Genomic DNA, 17,572 nt, shown 5'->3' with positions numbered 1-17,572 from the left:
TCGCCGACCGCCGTGCCGGGGCCGACCGCCGTGCCGGGCGGCGGGACGGTCAGGGGCGGCGGGCGTAGTCGAGGACGCGGGGGCCGAGGACGTCCTCGATGGCGTCGAGGAGGCGCAGGAGGGCCGCCGCCGTCCTCTCGGGGTCCTCGCGGGCGTCGGTGCGCCTGCCGACCTCGCTCAGGACGTGCGCGTGCAGCCAGCCGATCTGGCCGGCGACCAGCGCGGGCAGCGGGTCGCCGGAGGCGGCGCCGGTCTCGGCGGCCAGCAGGTCGGTGAGGGACGCGGTCATCCGCACGGCGATCTCGTCGAGCCGCGCGATGAGCGTCGGGGCGGCGCGCATCATCGCGTAGAAGCCGGCGAAGCCGGGGGTGAGGCCGAGGGACGGGTCGCGGCGCCCGACCTCCTCGCGGAGGCGCCGCAGGACGGCCTCGGCGGCGGACTCCCCGCGCTCGCGCTCCCGGACGATCCCGGCGAGCCGGTCGCCGTGGTGCGGCGGGAGGACGAGGTCCTCCTTGGCGTCGAAGTAGTTGTAGACGGTGTTGACGGAGACGTCCGCGGCGGCGGCGACCTCGGCGATCGTCACCCGGTCGAAGCCGCGCTCCACGAACAGCGCGACGGCCGCGTCCGCGATGCGCCGCCGCGTCTCCCGCTTCTTCCGGTCCCGGAGCCCCTCCGCCATGCGGACACTGTAGCGGGACGCAAAGTTTAAGTCGATTGCAAATTTGTAGTCCGTTATGGTTTTATCGCCGCCATGTCCACGCCAGTCATCAGCGCCCGCGGCCTGACCCGGACGTTCGCCCTCAAGTCCGGGCCCGTGCACGCGGTGCGCGGCATCGACCTGTCCGTCCCGTCCGGCGAGATCCTCGGGTTCCTCGGGCCGAACGGCGCGGGGAAGACGACGACACTGCGGATGCTCACCACGCTGCTGCCGCCGACCGGCGGCGAGGCGGAGGTGGCGGGATGCGACCTGCGCCGCGACCCGGCCGGCGTGCGCCGCGCGATCGGGTACGTCGCGCAGGCGGGCGGGCTCGACCCCGCCTGCTCGGCGCTGGAGGAGCTCGTCACGCAAGGGCGGCTGCACCGGCTGGGCCGCGCCGAGTCGCGGGAGCGGGCCGAGCGGCTGGCCGGCGACCTGGCGCTCACCGACCTGCTGGCCCGGCCGGCCGGCGCGCTGTCCGGCGGGCAGCGGCGGCGGCTGGAGATCGCGCTCGGTCTCGTCAACCGGCCGGCGGTGCTGTTCCTGGACGAGCCGACGACCGGGCTGGACCCCGGCAGCCGCGCCGAGCTGTGGGACCTCGTCCGCCGGGTCCGGGACGAGCACGGCACGACCGTCTTCCTCACCACCCACTACCTGGACGAGGCCGACGCGCTCGCCGACCGCATCGTGGTCGTCGACGCGGGGACGGTCGTCGCGGAGGGCTCCCCCGCCGCCCTCAAGGCCCGCTACGCGGGCGACCCCGCCGCCAGCCTCCAGGACGCGTTCCTCGCCATCACGGGGCGCGGCGCCCCGGACGAGCGCGCACCCATCGCGATATGAACCGGAGAACCCTGATGCGCGAGCTCCTCGCCGACACCGGCGTCATCTTCGGCCGCTGCATGCGGGCGACGACGCGCTCCAAGACGAACCTGCTCTTCGGCATGCTGCAGCCGCTGCTCTTCCTCGCCCTCTTCGGGCCGCTGCTCACCCGGCTCGGCCTGGACGTGGACGGATCGTCGTGGCAGGCGTTCGTCCCGGGCGTGCTCGTCCAGCTGGCGATCCTCGGCGGCTCGTACGTCGGGCTCGGCATCATCGTGGAGCGCGGCCAGGGCGTCATCGACCGGATGCGGGTCACGCCCGTGCGTCCGGCGGCGCTGCTCCTCGGCCGGACGCTGCGGGACGTGGTGCAGCTCGCGGTCCAGGCGGCGCTGCTGGTCCTGCTCGGGCTCGCGTTCGGGTTGCGGGCCCCGGTCTCGGGCGTGCTGGTCGGGTTCGCGTTCGTCGCCGTGCTGTCGGCCGCGCTGTCGGCGCTGTCGTACGGGCTGGCGATGAACGTGCGGACGCCGCCGGAGTTCGCGGCGATCGCCAATACGGCGGGGATGCCGCTGATGCTGCTGTCCGGTCTGCTGCTGCCGATGACGCTGGCGCCGGGGTGGCTGGACGGCGCGTCGCGGGCCGTCCCGTTCCGGTACACGGTGGACGCCGTCCGGCAGGCGTACCTCGGGCACTACACGAGCGGGACGTTCGCGGTCGGCGCGGCGGTGACGGCGGCGTTCGCGGCGGTGTCGCTGACCGCCGGGACCTGGCTGTTCCGGCGCGGCGGCTGAGCCCGGACACGAGCGAGGCCGCAGGGGCGGCCGCGCAGGCAATGGCCGGCCCGCAGGAGTCGGCTAGCGGGCAGGGTCAGATGCGGGCGAGGACGTCGGCGATGACGTCGGGCGTGCGGGCGGGCGGCTCGGCCTGCACGCCCAGCCGGTTCAGCGCGTCCCGGTACCGGGTGACGTCGGACGCGCGGTCCGGGTACAGGGCGCCGGTGAGCTGCTCCAGGTACACGACGTCCGGCAGCTCCGGCTCGGCGAACCGGAGCAGGGTCACCGGACCGCTCTCGGCGGCGTGCCCGCCGGCGGCGAACGGCAGCACCTGGACGGTGACGTTCGGCAGCCGCGAGATCTCGATCAGGTGCCGCAGCTGCTCGCGCATCACCTCGGGGCCGCCGACGACGCGGCGCAGCGCGGCCTCGTCCAGCACGGCCCACAGCTTCACCGGCTCGGGCCGCTCCAGCACGAGGCGGCGGCGCATCCGCAGCTCGACGCGGCGGTCGATCTCCTCGGCGCTCGCGCCGGGGTACCGCGCGGCGATGAGCGCGCGGGCGTAGCCGGGGGTCTGCAGCAGGTCCGGGACGTTCTGGACCTCGAACACCCGGATCAGCACGGCGCCCTGCTCCAGGCCGAGGTACGGCTCGAACCAGCCGGGCACGACGTCGGCGTACGGCTGCCACCATCCGGGCCTGTTCGCCTGCTCGGCCAGTTCCAGCAGCGCCTCGCGGCGGACCGGGTCGTCCACCCCGTAGAGGGTGAGCAGGTCGGCGACGTCGCGCTCCTTGAACCCGACGCGGCCCAGCTCCATCCGGCTGATCTTGGAGTGCGAGCCGCGGATCTCGTAGCCGGCGGCCTCGGTGGAGATCTCGGCGGCCTCGCGGAGCCGGCGCAGCTGCGCGCCGACGACCATGCGGAGCACGGTCGGCCCCGACGCGGCGGTGCCCGCCGGAACGGTGCCGGACGGGACGGGCGCGCCGGGCCCGGACGCCTCGGGCGGCGCTTCCGGTCCGAGTCTCGGGTCTCCCACGGGACGCCTCCTCCGGCGCACGGCGACGTGCCTTCCGCAAAGAAGTTACCCGTCCGCGGGCGCGTTGCCCAATGCACTCCGGCGGACCGTTTTGTGAGATTCTCAGGCGATTCTTCCGGCGCATCGCGGGCGAAACGGCGCTGACCTGGCAGGATACGAGCCGGCAAGAAAATCCCGAAAAAAGTCGCGGCGGATGTCGATCTGGCCCGCTCCCGGTCGACGCGTCAGTGAGGGCCGGGAGGGACCCGGCCCGCCAGGACGACGGAGGCACCGATGCGCTTCATGATGATGACCACGGACGACGGCGAGCAGCAGGGCGCGCCCGACGAGGCGATGATGGCGGAGATGGGCGCGTTCATCGCCGAGATGTCCGCGGCCGGCGTGCTGCTGGCGACCGGCGGCCTGGAGCCCGGCGGCACCCGCATCAAGGCGTCCGGCGGCAAGGTCACCGTCACCGACGGCCCGTTCGCCGAGGCCAAGGAGGGCGTCGTCGGCTTCGCGCTGGTCGAGGTGCGGACCCGGGAGGAGGCCGTCGAGCTGTCCAAGCGCTTCTTCCAGATCGTCGGCGACGGCGAGGGCACCATCCAGCAGGTCTTCGGCCCGGGCGACGAGGTCCCCGGCGCCTGATCGGCCGACCGCCCGGCCCCCTCCTGGTGGTGCCGGCGGTGACCTGCGGGGAGGCGACGTCCGGGTTGCGCGGCGGGCGGCGCGGGTGCTGTCATCGGCACCGTGACGCCATCCGCCGCCCCCGACGCCCCGGACGCGCGCGACGCGAGCGACCCGGGCTCGTCGGGCACCCCGGGCTCGGGCGCCCCGGAACCACCGCGCGCGCCCGCCGCGGGCGCAGGCCGCCCGGCGGGCGTGCACGCGAGCATCGACGCGGTCTGGAGGCTGGAGTCCGCCCGCATCATCGCCGGGCTGGCCCGGCTGGTGCGCGACGTCGGCCTCGCCGAGGAGATCGCGCAGGACGCGCTGGTCGCCGCGCTCGAACAGTGGCCCGAGTCGGGCGTCCCGGACAACCCGGGCGCCTGGCTCATGGCCGTCGGCAAGCGCCGCGCCATCGACCGGGTCCGCCGCGAGCAGCGGCTGGAGACCAAGCTGGAGGAGCTCGGGCACGGCCTGGAACCCGAGGCGCGCGAGGCGCCGCCCGAGTTCGACCTCGCCGCCGACGACGAGCACATCGAGGACGACGTGCTCCGGCTCGTCTTCACCGCCTGCCATCCCGTGCTGTCCACCCAGGCCAGGGTCGCGATGACGCTGCGCATGCTCGGCGGCCTCACCACCGAGGAGATCGCCCGCGCGTTCCTGACCTCCGAGCCGACCGTCGCGCAGCGGATCGTCCGGGCCAAGCGGACGCTGTCGGAGGCCGGCGTCCCGTTCGAGGTGCCGGAGGGCCCCGACCGGGCCGCCCGGCTGTCGTCGGTGCTGGAGGTCGTCTACCTGATCTTCAACGAGGGCCACGCGGCGAGCGGCGGCGACGACTGGGTCCGCGCGGACCTGTGCCAGGAGGCGCTGCGCCTCGGCCGCGTCCTCGCCCACCTCGCGCCCGGAGAGCCGGAGGTGCACGGGCTCGTCGCGCTGATGGAGATCCAGGCGTCCCGCATCCGCGCCCGCACCGGGCCGTCCGGCGAACCCGTCCCCCTGCACGAGCAGGACCGCGCCCGCTGGGACCGGCTGCTCATCCACCGCGGCTTCGCCGCGCTGCTGCGCGCGCGCGAGATCGGCGCGCCGCCCGGCCCGTACGTCCTGCAGGCCGCGATCGCCGCCTGCCACGCGCAGGCCGCCACCGCCGCCGACACCGACTGGGCGCAGATCGTCTCGCTGTACGGGCACCTCGCGCGGGTCGCGCCGTCCCCGATCGTCGAGCTGAACCGGGCCGTCGCCGTCGGCATGGCGGACGGTCCCGAGGCGGGTCTGCGGCTCGTCGACGCCATCGCCGCCGAACCGGCGCTGCGCGGCTACCCCCTGCTGCCCGGCGTCCGGGGCGACCTGCTCGCCCGGCTCGGCCGGACCGCCGAGGCCCGCGCGGAGTTCGAGCGCGCCGCGGAGCTCACCCGCAACGCGCCCGAACGCCGCGTCCTGCTCGACCGGGCCGCCGCCCTGCACGGCGCTCAGTAGTCCTTCACCGTGAACGCGTTGACGATCTCGCCGAAGTCCTGGAAGTCGATGACCTCGGTGTCCTCACCCATCTCGGCGTCGCGCTGCGCGTCCACCCGCGCCTTGTTCGTCAGCGCCAGCTCCTGGTTCGCCGCGACGTACCCGCGCAGTTCCCGCTCGTAGGCCGCGAACGCCGCGCGGTGGTCGCCGCCCGCCGCCTTCAGCTCGCCGGCGAGGACGTACGCGCCGACCATCGCCATGCTGGTGCCCTGCCCCGACAGCGGCGACCCGCAGTACCCGGCGTCCCCGAGCAGCACGACGCGGCCCTTCGACCACGCGTCCATGTGGATCTGCGCCATCGCGTCGAAGTGGAAGTCCGGCGCGTCCCACATCGTCTCCAGCAGCCGCGGCAGCTCCCAGCCGCCGCCCGCGAGCGCGTCCGCGAGGATCTTCTTCTGCGCGGCGGTGTCGCGGTAGTCGTAGGCGATCGGCTCCTTCGACTCGAAGCCCAGGTAGACGCGGACCTCCTTGTTGCCGCGGACGCTCATCACACCGCCGCCCCATGCGCTGCCCGGCATCTGGTGGAAGACCTGCCAGCGGTCCAGGCCGAGGAAGTTCGGCGCCGTCCACACGCCGAGGTAGGTGCCGAGGTGGGAGATGAACCGCTCCTCCGGCCCGAAGACGAGCCGCCGCGTGTGGGAGTGCGCGCCGTCCGCGCCGACGACGAGGTCGAACGTCCGGGTCGTGCCGCTGCGGAAGGTCACCCGCACGCCGTCGTCGTCCTGCTCCAGCGCGGCGATCGAGTCGCCGAACAGGTACTCGACGCCGTCGCCCGCCGCGTCCGCGAGGATGCGCGAGAGGTCGTCGCGGAGGATCTCGACGTCCGGGCCGTCGAGGTCGCCGGCGGTGATGGTGCGCTCCTCGCTGCGGTACAGCTCGGCGCCGTCGGCGTCCACCATCGACATCCCGCGCATCTGGACGCGCCGCTCGCGGACCAGGTCCAGGATCCCCATCCGCTCGGCCACCTCCAGCGCCGGGCCGCGCACGTCGATCGCCTGCCCGCCGGCCCGCAGGCCCTGCGTGACCTCGACGATCGTGACCTCGAACCCGTGGCGCCTCAGCCAGTACGCCAGAGCGGGGCCGCCGATGCTCGCGCCGGAGATGAGGACCTTGGTGTTCTCCATGAGTGACTCCCTCTCAGGGGCGGGAAGTGCTTCCCGCCGTCACTCGGGAGACTGGCGGCGCCCGCTGACCGCGCCCGCACCGTCCGCTGACGGGCCGGGCACGGGCGCGCGGTCACGAGGGGGCGGTCACCGGCGGGCGGTCACGAGCGGGAGGCGGCGTGGGCGGCGTCGATCTGCTCCCAGGCGACCTGCAGCAGGGCGGCGCGCTTCTCCTCCGGCGTCCCGTCCATGGACGAGATCGCGAAGGTGCCGAAGTAGACGGTGAACAGCGCGCTGAGCGACCGGACGCGGTCCAGGACGGGACTCTCCGGGTCGGTGAGCAGCGCGCCGAGGTCCTGCATGCGGTCGCGGAAGGTCTTCGGCGCCGTCCGGCCGCGCAGCGCCGCCTGGTTCTCCTGGAGGAACTGGAAGACCGGGGCCCACTCCTCCAGCGCCTCGTTCAGGCGGCGCAGCAGCTCGCGCCGGGTCTCCAGCGTCGGGGGCTGGGCGCGGGCCCAGGCGATCAGCTCGTCCAGCCGCTCGCCGATGCCGCCGACGAGGGCGTCGAGGATGTCCTCCTTGGTGCGGAAGTGGTAGTAGAGCGCGGCCTTGGTCACGTCGAGCCGCTCGGCGATCTCCCGCAGCGAGGTCTGGTCGTAGCCGCGTTCGAGGAAGAGCTCCAGCGCGACGTCCAGGATGCGTTCCCTGGTGTCCTTGCGACGCGTCTGCGGCTTGCCCACGGTATGCCTCTCCTCCGGCCGTCCTGCCCCGTCCTCCACCGTATCGCGGCAACTTACTTGACGCCCGGCTAGTTAGCGCGGCTAGCGACCGGGCCCGGCCGCCGCGGGGGCGCCGGGGACCCCGCGGAACGCGCCATCCGCCAGGGTCGTTCGGCCGGAATGGTACTGATGATGGATGCGGACGCCGCGTCCGCGGAGAGGAGCCCCCCGTGATCGCGCTTCCGGACGTCCGGGCCGCCGCCGGCCGCGTCGCCGGCCGCGTCCGCGAGACGCCGCTGCTCGGCGTGGACCCCGGCCCGCTCGCCCCCGCCGGGCGGATGTGGCTGAAACTGGAGCAGGCCCAGCACACCGGGTCGTTCAAGGCGCGCGGCGCGTTCAACCACATCCTCGCCGCGCGGGACGGCGGCCGGCTCCCGGCGGCCGGCGTCGTCGCGGCGTCCGGCGGCAACGCGGGCCTCGCGTTCGCCTACGCCGCCGCCGAGGTCGGCGCGCCCGCGGAGGTGTTCGTCCCCGAGACGGCCCCGCCGGTGAAGGTCGCGCGGCTGCGCGCGCTCGGCGCCACCGTCGTCCAGGTCGGCACCCGCTACGCCGAGGCGCAGGACGCCGCCACCAAGCGCGCCGCCGACACCGGCGCCCTGTTCTGCCACGCCTACGACCAGCCCGAGGTCTGCGCCGGCCAGGGCACCCTCGGCCTGGAGATCCTCGACCAGACCGGCGGCGAGGTCGACACGGTCCTCCTCGCCGTCGGCGGCGGCGGGCTGATGGCGGGCGTCGCCGCCGCCCTCGAAGGCCGCGCCCGCGTCGTCGGCGTCGAACCGGAGACCATCCCGACCCTCGAACGCGCCCTGCACGCGGGCCGCCCGGTGGACGTCCAGGTCTCCGGCGTCGCCGCCGACTCCCTCGGCGCCACCCGCCTCGGCGACATCGCCCACGCCGTCGCGACCCGCACCGGCGTGGTGCCGGCGCTGGTCTCCGACGACGCGATCATCGACGCGCGCCGCTTCGTCTGGGAGGAGTACCGGCAGGTCGTCGAGCACGGCACCGCCGCCGCCGTCGCGGCCCTCCGCACCGGCGCCTACCGCCCGTCCCCCGGCGAGCGCGTCGTCGTCGTGCTGTGCGGCGCCAACACCGACCCCTCCGACCTGTGAACCCGGCCTAGCGCAGTTGCGCCGCGAGCGTCCGGGCCGCGCGGAGGAGGTTGGACGTCCCCTTCCGCGCGGCCAGTTCCTCGATCTCCGGGACGGGCGCGGACGCCTTCGCCCACCGCGCCGTCCTGGCGCCGAGCGCGATGAGCCGGTCGTGGGCGAACGGCGGCCGCCGCCCCGGTTCCGGGTGCAGGAGCGGCAGCGCGGCGGCGATCGTCTCCCAGACCTCGGCGTACGCGCCCGCCTCCGCCGCGCGTTCCAGTGCCTCGACCACCCGGACCAGCTTGATCTCCCCGGCGAGCGCCAGCCGCCCGATGTGCCGGCCGAGCGCGGCGGCGGGCAGGTCGCCCCGCGCCGCCAGGACCAGCAGCGTCTCGCCGGCCTCCTCGTCGCCCGGAAGGGCGAGCTGGCAGGCGAGGAAGAACGCGACGGCCTCGGCGAGCGCCCCGGTCCCCGGCGTGCGGTCGATGAGCACGGAGACCGGCATGTTCACGCTGGACCATTCGCGCCGCCGCCGCAGCCCGGGGACGAGGTGCGCGGCGACCACGTCGGGATGGGACGGCAGCAGGCACGGCCAGTACGTCCAGTGCCAGTTCCAGGCGGTGTGGACGCACTTCTCGGGCGCGGTGAAGACGGCGTCCACCAGCGGCAGGCCGGTCGGCTCGGCGCCGATGACCACGTCGGGAGGGCCGTCCGCGACCGGGCTCACGGCCACGTCGACGCGCGGCGCCCCGCCCTCGGCGAGCCAGCGGGCGGCGGTGCGTCCCGCCTGCGACACCAGCCGGCCCGCCCGCCGGGCCGCTTCGGCGTCGGGCTCGAGCGGCAGCCTGAGCAGCGCCTGCTGGAGGTCGGCGGAACCGGGCTCCACGCCCGCCGCCTCGCACTCCTCCAGACGCTCGACGAGCGCGAGCGGGTCGACGTGGCCCGTCGGACGGGTCGGAGTGGCCAGCAGCACCGGTGGCGGCGTCCCGTCCTCCAAGGCGCGGTAGACCTCCGCGAACCGCGACACGAAGAGCCGGTCAAGGGGCGGCCCCTGCACCCGCGCGGCGAGCCGGCGGCCGTTGTGCCGGACCGGCGAGCCGATCAGCAGGCGCCCGATGCCGACCAGCCACTCCTCGGGTGCGAGCCAGAAGTCCAGGCGTTCGAGGTACGGATGGAAGTCCCTGTGCAGTACGGGGGTCAGCGCGGCGCGCAGGGCGTCGCGGTCCTGCCGGATGAGGCGGACGTAGGCGGCGAGCAGCTGCTCGCTCACCGCCCAGCCGATCCCGTCCTGGAGGGCCTTGGCCAGCTCGACCGGAGTCGTGATGGGCGGCGGCAACGGCTCCGGCGCCGGTTCCGGGACCCGTCCGGGCACGGCGAGGGCGGGCGGGGCGGGGTCGTCGTCCACCGGGTCCGCTTCGGAGACCTCGCCGCCGAAACGGGCGACGACCTGCGCCGCGAGGTCGGGCGGCAGCAGCGGCACGGCGTCGCGCAGGGCGGCGCCGTCCGTCGCGGCCGGGAGCTTGAGCGCGACCCGCACGGCCCGCTGCCGGACGGCGTACGACTCGTGCCCGAACGCGCGCGCGAGCGCGGCGGCGCAGCCGTCCGCGAGGTCGGGGCGGCGCCGCACGGTCCGCTCCAGCCACGACAGGCCCGTCCGGACGAGCCCGGACTCGGCGCGGAACAGCAGGCCGTCCAGGGCCTCGACCACGAGGTCGGGCGGCAGGTCGTCGCGGTCCTTCAGCAGGTCGAGGGCGGACTCCGCGACCGGGCCGGGCGCGGCGGGCAGCAGCCGCGCGTAGTCGCGGGCGCGGGCGCCCGCCTCGGCGTCCGACGGGGCGAGCGCGTCATGGAGCCGGACGAAGAACCGCAGGTCGAGGGCCGTCCCGCCGCGCAGGAACCGGCGGACGCAGCCGTCCAGCAGCATCCCCCGGTCGACCTGGCCCCGCGCGGCGAGCGTGGCGAGCCCCCGGACCCAGCGGTCGCTGTCGCGCAGCTCGCGGCCCACGCCCTCCGCCTCGAAGATCCGCGGCAGCAGCACCGGGAGCAGCGGGTCGCGGGTGCGCGGCGGCGCCGAGGCGACCCAGCCGACGACGAGCGGATCGTGCTCGGGCGGTTCCGCCCCGGTCGCCCTCAGCAGGGCGAGGACGAGGTTGAGGCCGGTGTGGCGCGGCCCCCGCAGCCGCAGGGCGAGGCGCCGCGCCAGATCGGCGAGCCAGGCGTCGTCGTGGCCCTGCCAGAGGCCCATCAGCAGGGCGGTGTCGTGGTGGTCGTCCGTCCAGCGCGAGTTGAACTCGCGGCGGCCCAGCCAGGACGCGACGGCCGACGCGCCGCCGAGCGTGCCCGCCCCGGCGGCGCGGAACGCCGGCGCGAAGTCGTCGATGCCCTCCCAGGTCTCGCGCCGCGACCGCACTTCGCGCACGTGGCCGGGGAGCGCCTCGGCGACCTCGCGGCGGCCGGCGGCGTCGAGGGAGAGGACCGCGCCGGCCACGGCGTCGGCCTTCCGCGCGTCGATGAGCGCGGCGATCTCGTCCCACGCGGTCGTCGTCATGCCCACGAACATTAGGCCCGCTCACCGACATTCCGGAGTCAGGCTCCGAAATAGGCGCCGCCGTTGAGGTGGAGCACCTGCCCGGTGATGTGCCCGGCGCCCGGCGAGGCGAGGAACGCGGCGAGCGCGGCGACGTCCTCCGGCGTTCCGGCGCGCTTGGTGGCGGTCTGCCCGACCAGCATGGCGCGCCGCTCGCCGGTCATCTGGTCGCCGAAGAACTCGGTGTCCTCGACGAGGCCGGGAGCGATCACGTTGGCGGTGACGCCGCGCTCGCCGACCCGCGCGGCCAGCTCGATGTTCCAGACGCGCATGCCGGCCTTCGCCGCGCCGTACGATCCGCCGCCGCGGCCGCCCGCGATCGAGCCCATGCTGATCACGCGGCCGCCGCGGGCGAGCCGCGGTTCCAGGGCGGTCGTGACGAGGACGGTGCCGACCAGGTTGACCTCCAGGTTGGCGAGCCACGCGTCGCGGACGCCGGCGAGCCCGGACGGCGCGGGGCGTCCGGTGTCGGTGTTGCCGCCGGCGTTGTTGACGAGCACGTCCACCGTCTCGGGCAGCTCGGCGAGGGCGGCCTCGACCTGGCCGGGGTCGGTCACGTCGAAGACGACGGGCCGCACGCGGGGGCCGAGGCCGGCGGCGGCCTCGGCGAGCACCTTCTCGCGCCGGCCGGTGATGACGACGTCCAGGCCGTCCGCCGCGAGGGCCGCCGCGACGGCCCGGCCGATGCCGGTCCCGCCGCCGGTCACCACTGCGCTGCGGGTCATGGGGACCTCCTTTGTTTAGGTCTAAACTTCGCCCTAAGCTAGACGCCGTGGAGGACGAACGCAAACACGGGGACCCGGTCGACGCCATCGCCGAGGCGTGGGCGCGCGAGCGTCCCGGCACGCCGGTCGCGTCCATCGGGATCATCACCCGGGTGTGGCGCGCGGCGAAGTTGCTCGGCGACGAGCGGCGCCGCACGCTCGCCCGGCTCGGCATCGACACGGCCACGCTCGACCTGCTGTCCACGCTGCGCCGGCGCGGAGCGCCGTACGCGATGACGCCCGGTCAGCTGCGCGAGGCGTCGCTGCTCACCGCGGGCGCGATCACCCAGCGGGTGGCGCGGGCGGAGCGGGCGGGGCTGGTGGAGACCGAGCGCGGGCCGCGCGGCCGGACGTCGTCGGTGCGGCTGAGCGACGCGGGCCACCGGCTGATCGAGGACAGCGTGAACCGGCTGCTCACCTACGAGGACTCCCTCCTCGACCACCTGGACGAGGAGGAGCGCGAGCGGCTCACCGAGCTGCTGCGCCGCCTCCTGGACGGGCTCGTCGAACGGCTCGGGGCCGACGCCAAGCCCGGCCAGGTGGGCGAGCGCTGAGCGTCAGGAGAGCAGGTCGGCGAGAGTCTCCCGGCGGGACGGGTGGCGCAGCTTGTGCATCCCCTTGGACTCGATCTGGCGGATGCGCTCGCGGGTCACCCCGTAGACCTTGCCGACCTCCTCGAGCGTCTTCGGCTCGCCGCCCGCGAGACCGAACCGCATCGAGATGACGCCGGCCTCGCGCTCGGTGAGCGTCTCCAGCACGGCGTCGAGCTTGCCGCGCAGCATCGAGGACGCGACCACGTCGGCGGGGTCGCCGCCCTCGGGGTCCTCGATGACGTCGCCGAGCTCGCCGTCGCCGTCCTCGCCGAGCGGGGTCTGCAGGGACAGCGGCTCGCGGGCCTGGCGGCGCAGCCACTCGACCTTCTCCGGCGTGACGTCCAGCTCGACGGCCAGCTCCTGCGCGGTGGGCTCGCGGCCGAGGTCCTGCATCATGCGGCGGCGGATCCGGGTCATCCGGTTGAGCACCTCGACGACGTGCACCGGGATGCGGATCGTCCGGGACTGGTCGGCGAGGGCGCGGCTGATCGCCTGCTTGATCCACCAGACGGCGTAGGTGGAGAACTTCAGCCCGCGCCGGTACTCGAACTTCTCCACGGCGCGGATCAGCCCGAGGTTGCCCTCCTGGACGAGGTCGTTGAGCGGCAGGCCGTGCCCCATGTACCGCTTGGCCAGCGACACGACCAGGCGGAGGTTGGCCTCGACCATGTGCTCCTTGGCGCGGCGCCCGTCGGCGGCGATCCAGGCCAGGTCGTCGCGGTCCTGCGGGGACAGGGCGTCGCCGAGGGTCTCCAGGCGTTCGCGCGCGAACAGCCCGGCCTCGATGCGCTTGGCCAGCTCGACCTCCTGCTCTGCGGTGAGCAGCGGGGTCCGGCCGATGCGGGAGAGGTAGTCCTTCATCGGGTCGACGAGGTCGCGGCTCGCGGACACGCCGCGGGCGGAGGCGCCCCGGGCGGCCGTGCCGCGCGCGGACGCGGCGCGGGCGGGCTCGGGGGTCGCGACACGGGGGGTGCTGGCGTTCAGGGCGGTGTCCTTTGCTCGTCCGGCCGGGAGGGAACGGGTCACCCGATCTCGGTACCCGGCAGCCCGGCGGCATAAACTTAGGTCGAGCCTAGACATGTGCCAACTATAAATTTATGTCGACCTATGAGAGGATGCCCGGCATGGGTTTGCGGGAACTGAAGAAACAGCAGACGCGGCAGGCCATCTCACACCAGGCGACGCGCCTGTTCCTGAGGCACGGGTTCGACCGCGTGACCATCGCCGACGTCGCCGCCGCCGCGCAGGTCGCGAAGATGACGGTCACCAACTACTTCCCGCGCAAGGAGGACCTGGCCCTCGACCTGCACGAGGAGTTCGTCGCCCAGCCCGCCCGCACGGTCGCCGAGCGCGCGCGGGGCGAGTCCGCGCTCGCCGCGCTGCGCCGCGCGTTCCTCGACGCCGTCGACCGGCGGGACGCGGTCATCGGCTTCTCCGGCGCCGACTTCGCCCGCATGATCACCGAGAGCCCCGCGCTGGTCGCGCGGCTGCGCGAGTTCCACGAGGAGCGCGAGCACGCGCTCGCCGCCGTCCTCGCCGAGGAGACCGGCGCGGACGCCGGCGACGTGGTCGTCCGCGTCGCCTCGGCGCAGCTCATCGGCGTCCACCGCGTCCTGTTCGAGGAGACGCTGCGCCGCACCATCGCCGGTGAGGACCGCGACGCGATCGCCGCGGCCCTCACCGGCTCCGCCGAGAAGGGCTTCGCCCTCCTGGAGCCGTCCCTGGGGGACTACGCCGTCAGGCGATGACGAGGAGCAGGTCGCCGGCCTGGACGGGGGTGGCCGCCGGGACGGCCAGGCGGGACACGGTCCCGGCCACCGGGGCGGTGATCGCGGCCTCCATCTTCATCGCCTCGATCGTGGCGACCGTGTCGCCGGCCTCCACCCGGTCGCCCTTCGCGACGCGCAGCGTCACCGAGCCGTCGAACGGCGCGCCGACGTGGCCGGGTTCGGCCGGGTCGGCGCGCTCCACCGGCGGCGCGTCCGACGCGACCGACTTGTCGCGCACGGACAGGGTGCGGAGCTGGCCGTTCACCGTGCAGATGACCTGCCGGACGCCCGCCTCGTCGATGTCGCCGACCGCTTCGAGCCCCGCCAGCACCCGCACGCCCGGTTCGAGGTCGAACGCGACCTCCTGCCCGGCGCGCATCCCGTAGAGGAACGCGCCGGTCGGCAGGACGGACAGGTCGCCGTACGCCGCGCGGGCCTCGCGGTACTCCTTCGCGGGGCCAGGGAACAGCAGGCGGTCGAGGGTGTCGCGGACCTCGGGCCCGGCGAGCGCCTTCTCCTCCGCGCCGTCCAGCTCGGCGCGGGCCGGGGTGTACTGGCGCCCGGCGAGCGCCTTGGTGCGGAACGGCTCGGGCCAGCCGCCGGGCGGGTCGCCGAGCTCGCCGCTGAGGAACCCGATGACGCTGTCGGGGATGTCGTAGCGCTCGGGGTTCGCGGCGAAATCGTCCGGGTCGGCGCCGGCGGCGACGAGATGCAGGGCGAGGTCGCCGACGACCTTGCTGGACGGCGTGACCTTGACGAGCCGGCCGAGGATGCGGTCGGCGGCGGCGTAGCAGCGCTCGATCTCCTCGAACCGGTCGCCGAGGCCGAGCGCGACGGCCTGCTGGCGCAGGTTCGACAGCTGCCCGCCCGGGATCTCGTGCTGGTAGACGCGTCCGGTCGGCGACGGCAGGCCCATCTCGAACGGCGCGTACAGCTTGCGCACCGCCTCCCAGTAGGGCTCCATCACGGTGAGGGCGTCGAGGTCGATGCCGGTGGCGCGGCCGGTGAAGTCGGTCGCCGCGACGATCGCCTGCAGGGGCGGCTGGCTCGTCGTGCCGGAGAGGGGCGCGGCTGCGCCGTCCACGGCGTCCACACCGGCTTCGATGGCCGCGATGTAGGTGCCGATCTGGCCGCCTGCGGTGTCGTGGGTGTGGAGGTGGACGGGCAGGTCGAAACGCTCCCGCAGAGCGCTCACCAGTGTGCGCGCGGCAGGAGCGCGCAGGAGACCGGCCATGTCCTTGATGCACAGGATGTGGACGCCCGCCTCGACCAGTTCCTCGGCGAGGCGCAGGTAGTAGTCGAGGGTGTAGAGGCGCTCGTCCGGGGACGACAGGTCGCCCGTGTAGCAGAGGGTGCCCTCCACCAGCGCGTGCGTCTGCAGCGCCGCGTCGATCGCGGGACGCATGCGTTCGACGTCGTTCAGCGCGTCGAACACGCGGAAGATATCGACGCCCGTACTGGCGGCCTCCTTGACGAACGCGCGCGCCACCGAGTCGGGGTACGGCGTGTAGCCGACGGTGTTGCGGCCGCGCAGCAGCATCTGGATGCACAGGTTCGGTGCCGCTTCCCGGATGGCCGCGAGCCTGTCCCACGGGGACTCGCCCAGGAAGCGGAGCGCGACGTCGTACGTCGCGCCGCCCCACGCCTCTATGGAGAGGAGCTGCGGAGTCATGCGGCCGAGGTAAGGCGCCGCGGCGACGAGGTCGTGCGTGCGTACCCGGGTCGCCAGCAGCGACTGGTGCGCGTCCCGGAACGTGGTGTCGGTGACGGCAAGCGCGTTCTGCGCCCGCAACTGCTCGGCGAACGCGCGCGCGCCGAGAGCCAGAAGGCGGTCGCGGGAACCTTCCGGGAACGGGTCGTCGAGCTGGAGCGGCGGGAGCTTCGTCGCCGGGTCCAGGGCCGTGGGCGCCTCACCGTGCGGCTTGTTGACGGTGACGTCCGCGAGGTAACGGACGAGCCGCGTCGCACGGTCGCCGCTCGACCGCGCCGTCAACAGCTCCGGATGGTCGGCGATGTAGGACGTGCTGACGCCGCCCCTGCGGAAGTCCTCCTCGTCCAGCAGCGCCTGCAGGAACGGGATGTTCGTCGCGACGCCCCGGATGCGGAACTCGGCGACCGCCCTGCGCGCGCGCCGCACGGCCTCCTCGAACGTCCGGCCCCGGCATGTCAGCTTCACCAGCAGCGAGTCGAAGTGCGGGGACACGATCGCGCCGCCGTGCGCGGTACCGGTGTCCAGGCGCACCCCGGCGCCGCCCGGCGACCGGTACGCCGAGATCTTCCCGGTGTCGGGGCGGAACCCGTTCGCGGGGTCCTCGGTCGTGATCCGGCACTGCACCGCGAACCCGCCGACCACCACGTCCTGCTGGGAGATGCCGAGGTCGTACAGGGTCTCGCCGCCCGCGATGCGCAGCTGGCTCTGCACGAGGTCGACGCCCGTGACCTCCTCCGTCACGGTGTGCTCGACCTGGATGCGCGGGTTCATCTCGATGAAGACGTGCTCGCCGCGGTCGTTCACCAGGAACTCGACGGTCCCGGCGTTCACGTAGCCGATCTCGCGGGCGAACTTCACCGCGTCCTCGCACAGCCGCTCCGCGATGGCCGCGTCCAGGTGCGGCGCCGGCGCGATCTCCACGACCTTCTGGTGCCGCCGCTGCACCGAGCAGTCGCGTTCGCGCAGGTGGACGGTGTGCCCCGCACCGTCGGCGAGGACCTGCACCTCGATGTGGCGGGGCCGGTCCACCGCCTGCTCCAGGAAGACCGTCGGGTCGCCGAACGCGCTCTCCGCCTCGCGGCGCGCCGTGTCCACGGCGGCCTCCAGCTCCTCGCGGTGGTCGACGCGGCGCAGCCCCCGCCCGCCGCCGCCCGCCGCGGCCTTCACGAACAGCGGGAACCCGACCTCGTCGGCCGCCTCCAGCTCCCGTCCGGGCTCCGGCGTCGCCGACCGCAGCACCGGCAGGCCCGCCCGCCGCGCCGCCGCGACCGCCTCGATCTTGTTGCCGGCCAGGCTCAGCACCCGCGACGGCGGGCCGACGAACGTGATGCCGTTGCGCTCGCACGCCTCCGCCAGCTCCGGGCTCTCCGACAGGAACCCGTAGCCCGGGTAGACGGCGTCGGCGCCGACCCGCAGCGCCGTCTCCACGATGCCGTCCACGTCCAGGTAGGCGCGGACGGGGTGGCCGTGCTCGCCGATCTCGTACGCCTCGTCGGCCTTCTGCCGGTGCAGCGACAGCCGGTCCTCGTGGGCGTAGACGGCGACGCTGGCGATGCCGAGTTCGTACGCGGCGCGGAACGCGCGTACGGCGATCTCGCCGCGGTTCGCGACGAGCAGCTTTGTGATCACGTGTTCTCCCAGGAGACGGCTCGGGCGCGTCCGCCCGCACCCGACGGCCTCCCGGGCTCGGCGCTGAGCG

The 17,572-nt window shown here is 74.6% G+C and carries 14 protein-coding genes and 1 pseudogene; 7 read left to right on the top strand and 8 right to left on the bottom strand.

Going from position 1 to position 17,572, the window contains the following annotated elements; all coding sequences use genetic code 11:
- Positions 1-49: 49 nt before the first annotated feature.
- Positions 50-679, bottom strand: coding sequence for a TetR/AcrR family transcriptional regulator (locus ABT299_RS30040; RefSeq protein ID WP_190868338.1), 630 nt, complete (start codon positions 677-679; stop codon positions 50-52).
- Between the two features lie 72 nt (positions 680-751).
- Here ABT299_RS30040 and ABT299_RS30035 point away from each other — a divergent pair, with 72 nt between their 5' ends.
- On the top strand, positions 752-1,537 hold the full coding sequence (locus ABT299_RS30035) for an ABC transporter ATP-binding protein (RefSeq protein WP_500252775.1): 786 nt from the start codon (positions 752-754) through the stop codon (positions 1,535-1,537).
- Complete coding sequence (locus ABT299_RS30030) at positions 1,534-2,304, top strand: ABC transporter permease (RefSeq protein ID WP_500252774.1); 771 nt, start codon at positions 1,534-1,536, stop codon at positions 2,302-2,304. Before ABT299_RS30035 ends, ABT299_RS30030 begins: the two co-directional genes overlap by 4 nt.
- 76 nt (positions 2,305-2,380) lie before the next feature.
- Here the strand turns inward: ABT299_RS30030 and ABT299_RS30025 are convergent, their stop codons facing one another.
- A complete protein-coding gene (locus ABT299_RS30025) occupies positions 2,381-3,322 on the bottom strand; it encodes a Sco1979 family transcriptional regulator (protein WP_500252773.1) in 942 nt (313 codons plus the stop codon).
- A gap of 273 nt (positions 3,323-3,595) precedes the next feature.
- Here ABT299_RS30025 and ABT299_RS30020 point away from each other — a divergent pair, with 273 nt between their 5' ends.
- Together ABT299_RS30020 and ABT299_RS30015 are read left to right on the top strand one after the other, a co-directional pair.
- On the top strand, positions 3,596-3,949 hold the full coding sequence (locus ABT299_RS30020; RefSeq protein WP_190868343.1) for a YciI family protein: 354 nt from the start codon (positions 3,596-3,598) through the stop codon (positions 3,947-3,949).
- A gap of 234 nt (positions 3,950-4,183) precedes the next feature.
- Complete coding sequence (locus ABT299_RS30015; protein WP_500252811.1) at positions 4,184-5,440, top strand: RNA polymerase sigma factor; 1,257 nt, start codon at positions 4,184-4,186, stop codon at positions 5,438-5,440.
- Here the strand turns inward: ABT299_RS30015 and ABT299_RS30010 are convergent.
- Together ABT299_RS30010 and ABT299_RS30005 are read right to left on the bottom strand one after the other, a co-directional pair.
- On the bottom strand, positions 5,434-6,603 hold the full coding sequence (locus ABT299_RS30010; RefSeq protein WP_387027636.1) for an FAD-dependent monooxygenase: 1,170 nt from the start codon (positions 6,601-6,603) through the stop codon (positions 5,434-5,436). The two genes, ABT299_RS30015 and ABT299_RS30010, sit on opposite strands and share 7 nt — an antisense overlap.
- A gap of 140 nt (positions 6,604-6,743) precedes the next feature.
- The gene (locus tag ABT299_RS30005) at positions 6,744-7,322 is read right to left on the bottom strand and encodes a TetR family transcriptional regulator (protein WP_190868345.1); all 579 of its coding nucleotides are present in this window, start codon (positions 7,320-7,322) and stop codon (positions 6,744-6,746) included.
- Between the two features lie 209 nt (positions 7,323-7,531).
- On the opposite strand from ABT299_RS30005, the gene ABT299_RS30000 reads away from it, so the two are divergent.
- Positions 7,532-8,470 carry a threonine/serine dehydratase gene (locus ABT299_RS30000; protein WP_500252772.1) on the top strand — a complete coding sequence of 313 codons (939 nt, stop codon included), beginning with the start codon at positions 7,532-7,534 and terminating at the stop codon, positions 8,468-8,470.
- Positions 8,471-8,477: 7 nt separating this feature from the next.
- Here the strand turns inward: ABT299_RS30000 and ABT299_RS29995 are convergent, their stop codons facing one another.
- A complete protein-coding gene (locus ABT299_RS29995) occupies positions 8,478-10,997 on the bottom strand; it encodes a DUF7824 domain-containing protein (protein ID WP_500252771.1) in 2,520 nt (839 codons plus the stop codon).
- Positions 10,998-11,035: 38 nt separating this feature from the next.
- Positions 11,036-11,761 (bottom strand): SDR family NAD(P)-dependent oxidoreductase, encoded by a 726-nt coding sequence (locus ABT299_RS29990; RefSeq protein WP_500252770.1) that lies wholly within the window; start codon positions 11,759-11,761, stop codon positions 11,036-11,038.
- 47 nt (positions 11,762-11,808) lie between these two features.
- On the opposite strand from ABT299_RS29990, the gene ABT299_RS29985 reads away from it, so the two are divergent.
- Entirely contained in the window at positions 11,809-12,354 is a 546-nt protein-coding gene (locus tag ABT299_RS29985) for a MarR family transcriptional regulator (protein ID WP_190868349.1), read from the top strand.
- Positions 12,355-12,357: 3 nt separating this feature from the next.
- Here the strand turns inward: ABT299_RS29985 and ABT299_RS29980 are convergent.
- A pseudogene (locus ABT299_RS29980) lies at positions 12,358-13,299 on the bottom strand (RNA polymerase sigma factor); the annotation flags it as partial.
- 218 nt (positions 13,300-13,517) lie between these two features.
- On the opposite strand from ABT299_RS29980, the gene ABT299_RS29975 reads away from it, so the two are divergent.
- Entirely contained in the window at positions 13,518-14,141 is a 624-nt protein-coding gene (locus tag ABT299_RS29975; RefSeq protein ID WP_241756553.1) for a TetR/AcrR family transcriptional regulator, read from the top strand.
- Here the strand turns inward: ABT299_RS29975 and ABT299_RS29970 are convergent.
- Entirely contained in the window at positions 14,131-17,502 is a 3,372-nt protein-coding gene (locus ABT299_RS29970) for a pyruvate carboxylase (protein WP_387027631.1), read from the bottom strand. The genes ABT299_RS29975 and ABT299_RS29970 overlap by 11 nt on opposite strands.
- Positions 17,503-17,572 lie beyond the last annotated feature (70 nt).

Origin of the sequence: Spirillospora sp. NPDC000708 (assembly GCF_040299565.1) — a bacterium.
In the GTDB taxonomy this organism is placed as follows: Bacteria; Actinomycetota; Actinomycetes; order Streptosporangiales; family Streptosporangiaceae; genus Spirillospora.
Note: the sequence above shows the minus strand (reverse complement) of the source record. Positions and strands in the feature narration are given on the sequence as shown.

Bases quoted from the DNA above. Each gene is read 5' to 3' on its own strand.
- ABT299_RS30035 (WP_500252775.1), top strand. From the start codon at position 752: ATGTCCACGCCAGTCATCAGCGCCCGCGGCCTGACCCGGACGTTCGCC.
- ABT299_RS30020 (WP_190868343.1), top strand. From the start codon at position 3,596: ATGCGCTTCATGATGATGACCACGGACGACGGCGAGCAGCAGGGCGCG.
- ABT299_RS29990 (WP_500252770.1), bottom strand. From the start codon at position 11,761: ATGACCCGCAGCGCAGTGGTGACCGGCGGCGGGACCGGCATCGGCCGG.
- ABT299_RS29995 (WP_500252771.1), bottom strand. From the start codon at position 10,997: ATGACGACGACCGCGTGGGACGAGATCGCCGCGCTCATCGACGCGCGG.
- ABT299_RS30030 (WP_500252774.1), top strand. From the start codon at position 1,534: ATGAACCGGAGAACCCTGATGCGCGAGCTCCTCGCCGACACCGGCGTC.
- ABT299_RS29975 (WP_241756553.1), top strand. From the start codon at position 13,518: ATGGGTTTGCGGGAACTGAAGAAACAGCAGACGCGGCAGGCCATCTCA.
- ABT299_RS30010 (WP_387027636.1), bottom strand. From the start codon at position 6,603: ATGGAGAACACCAAGGTCCTCATCTCCGGCGCGAGCATCGGCGGCCCC.
- ABT299_RS30040 (WP_190868338.1), bottom strand. From the start codon at position 679: ATGGCGGAGGGGCTCCGGGACCGGAAGAAGCGGGAGACGCGGCGGCGC.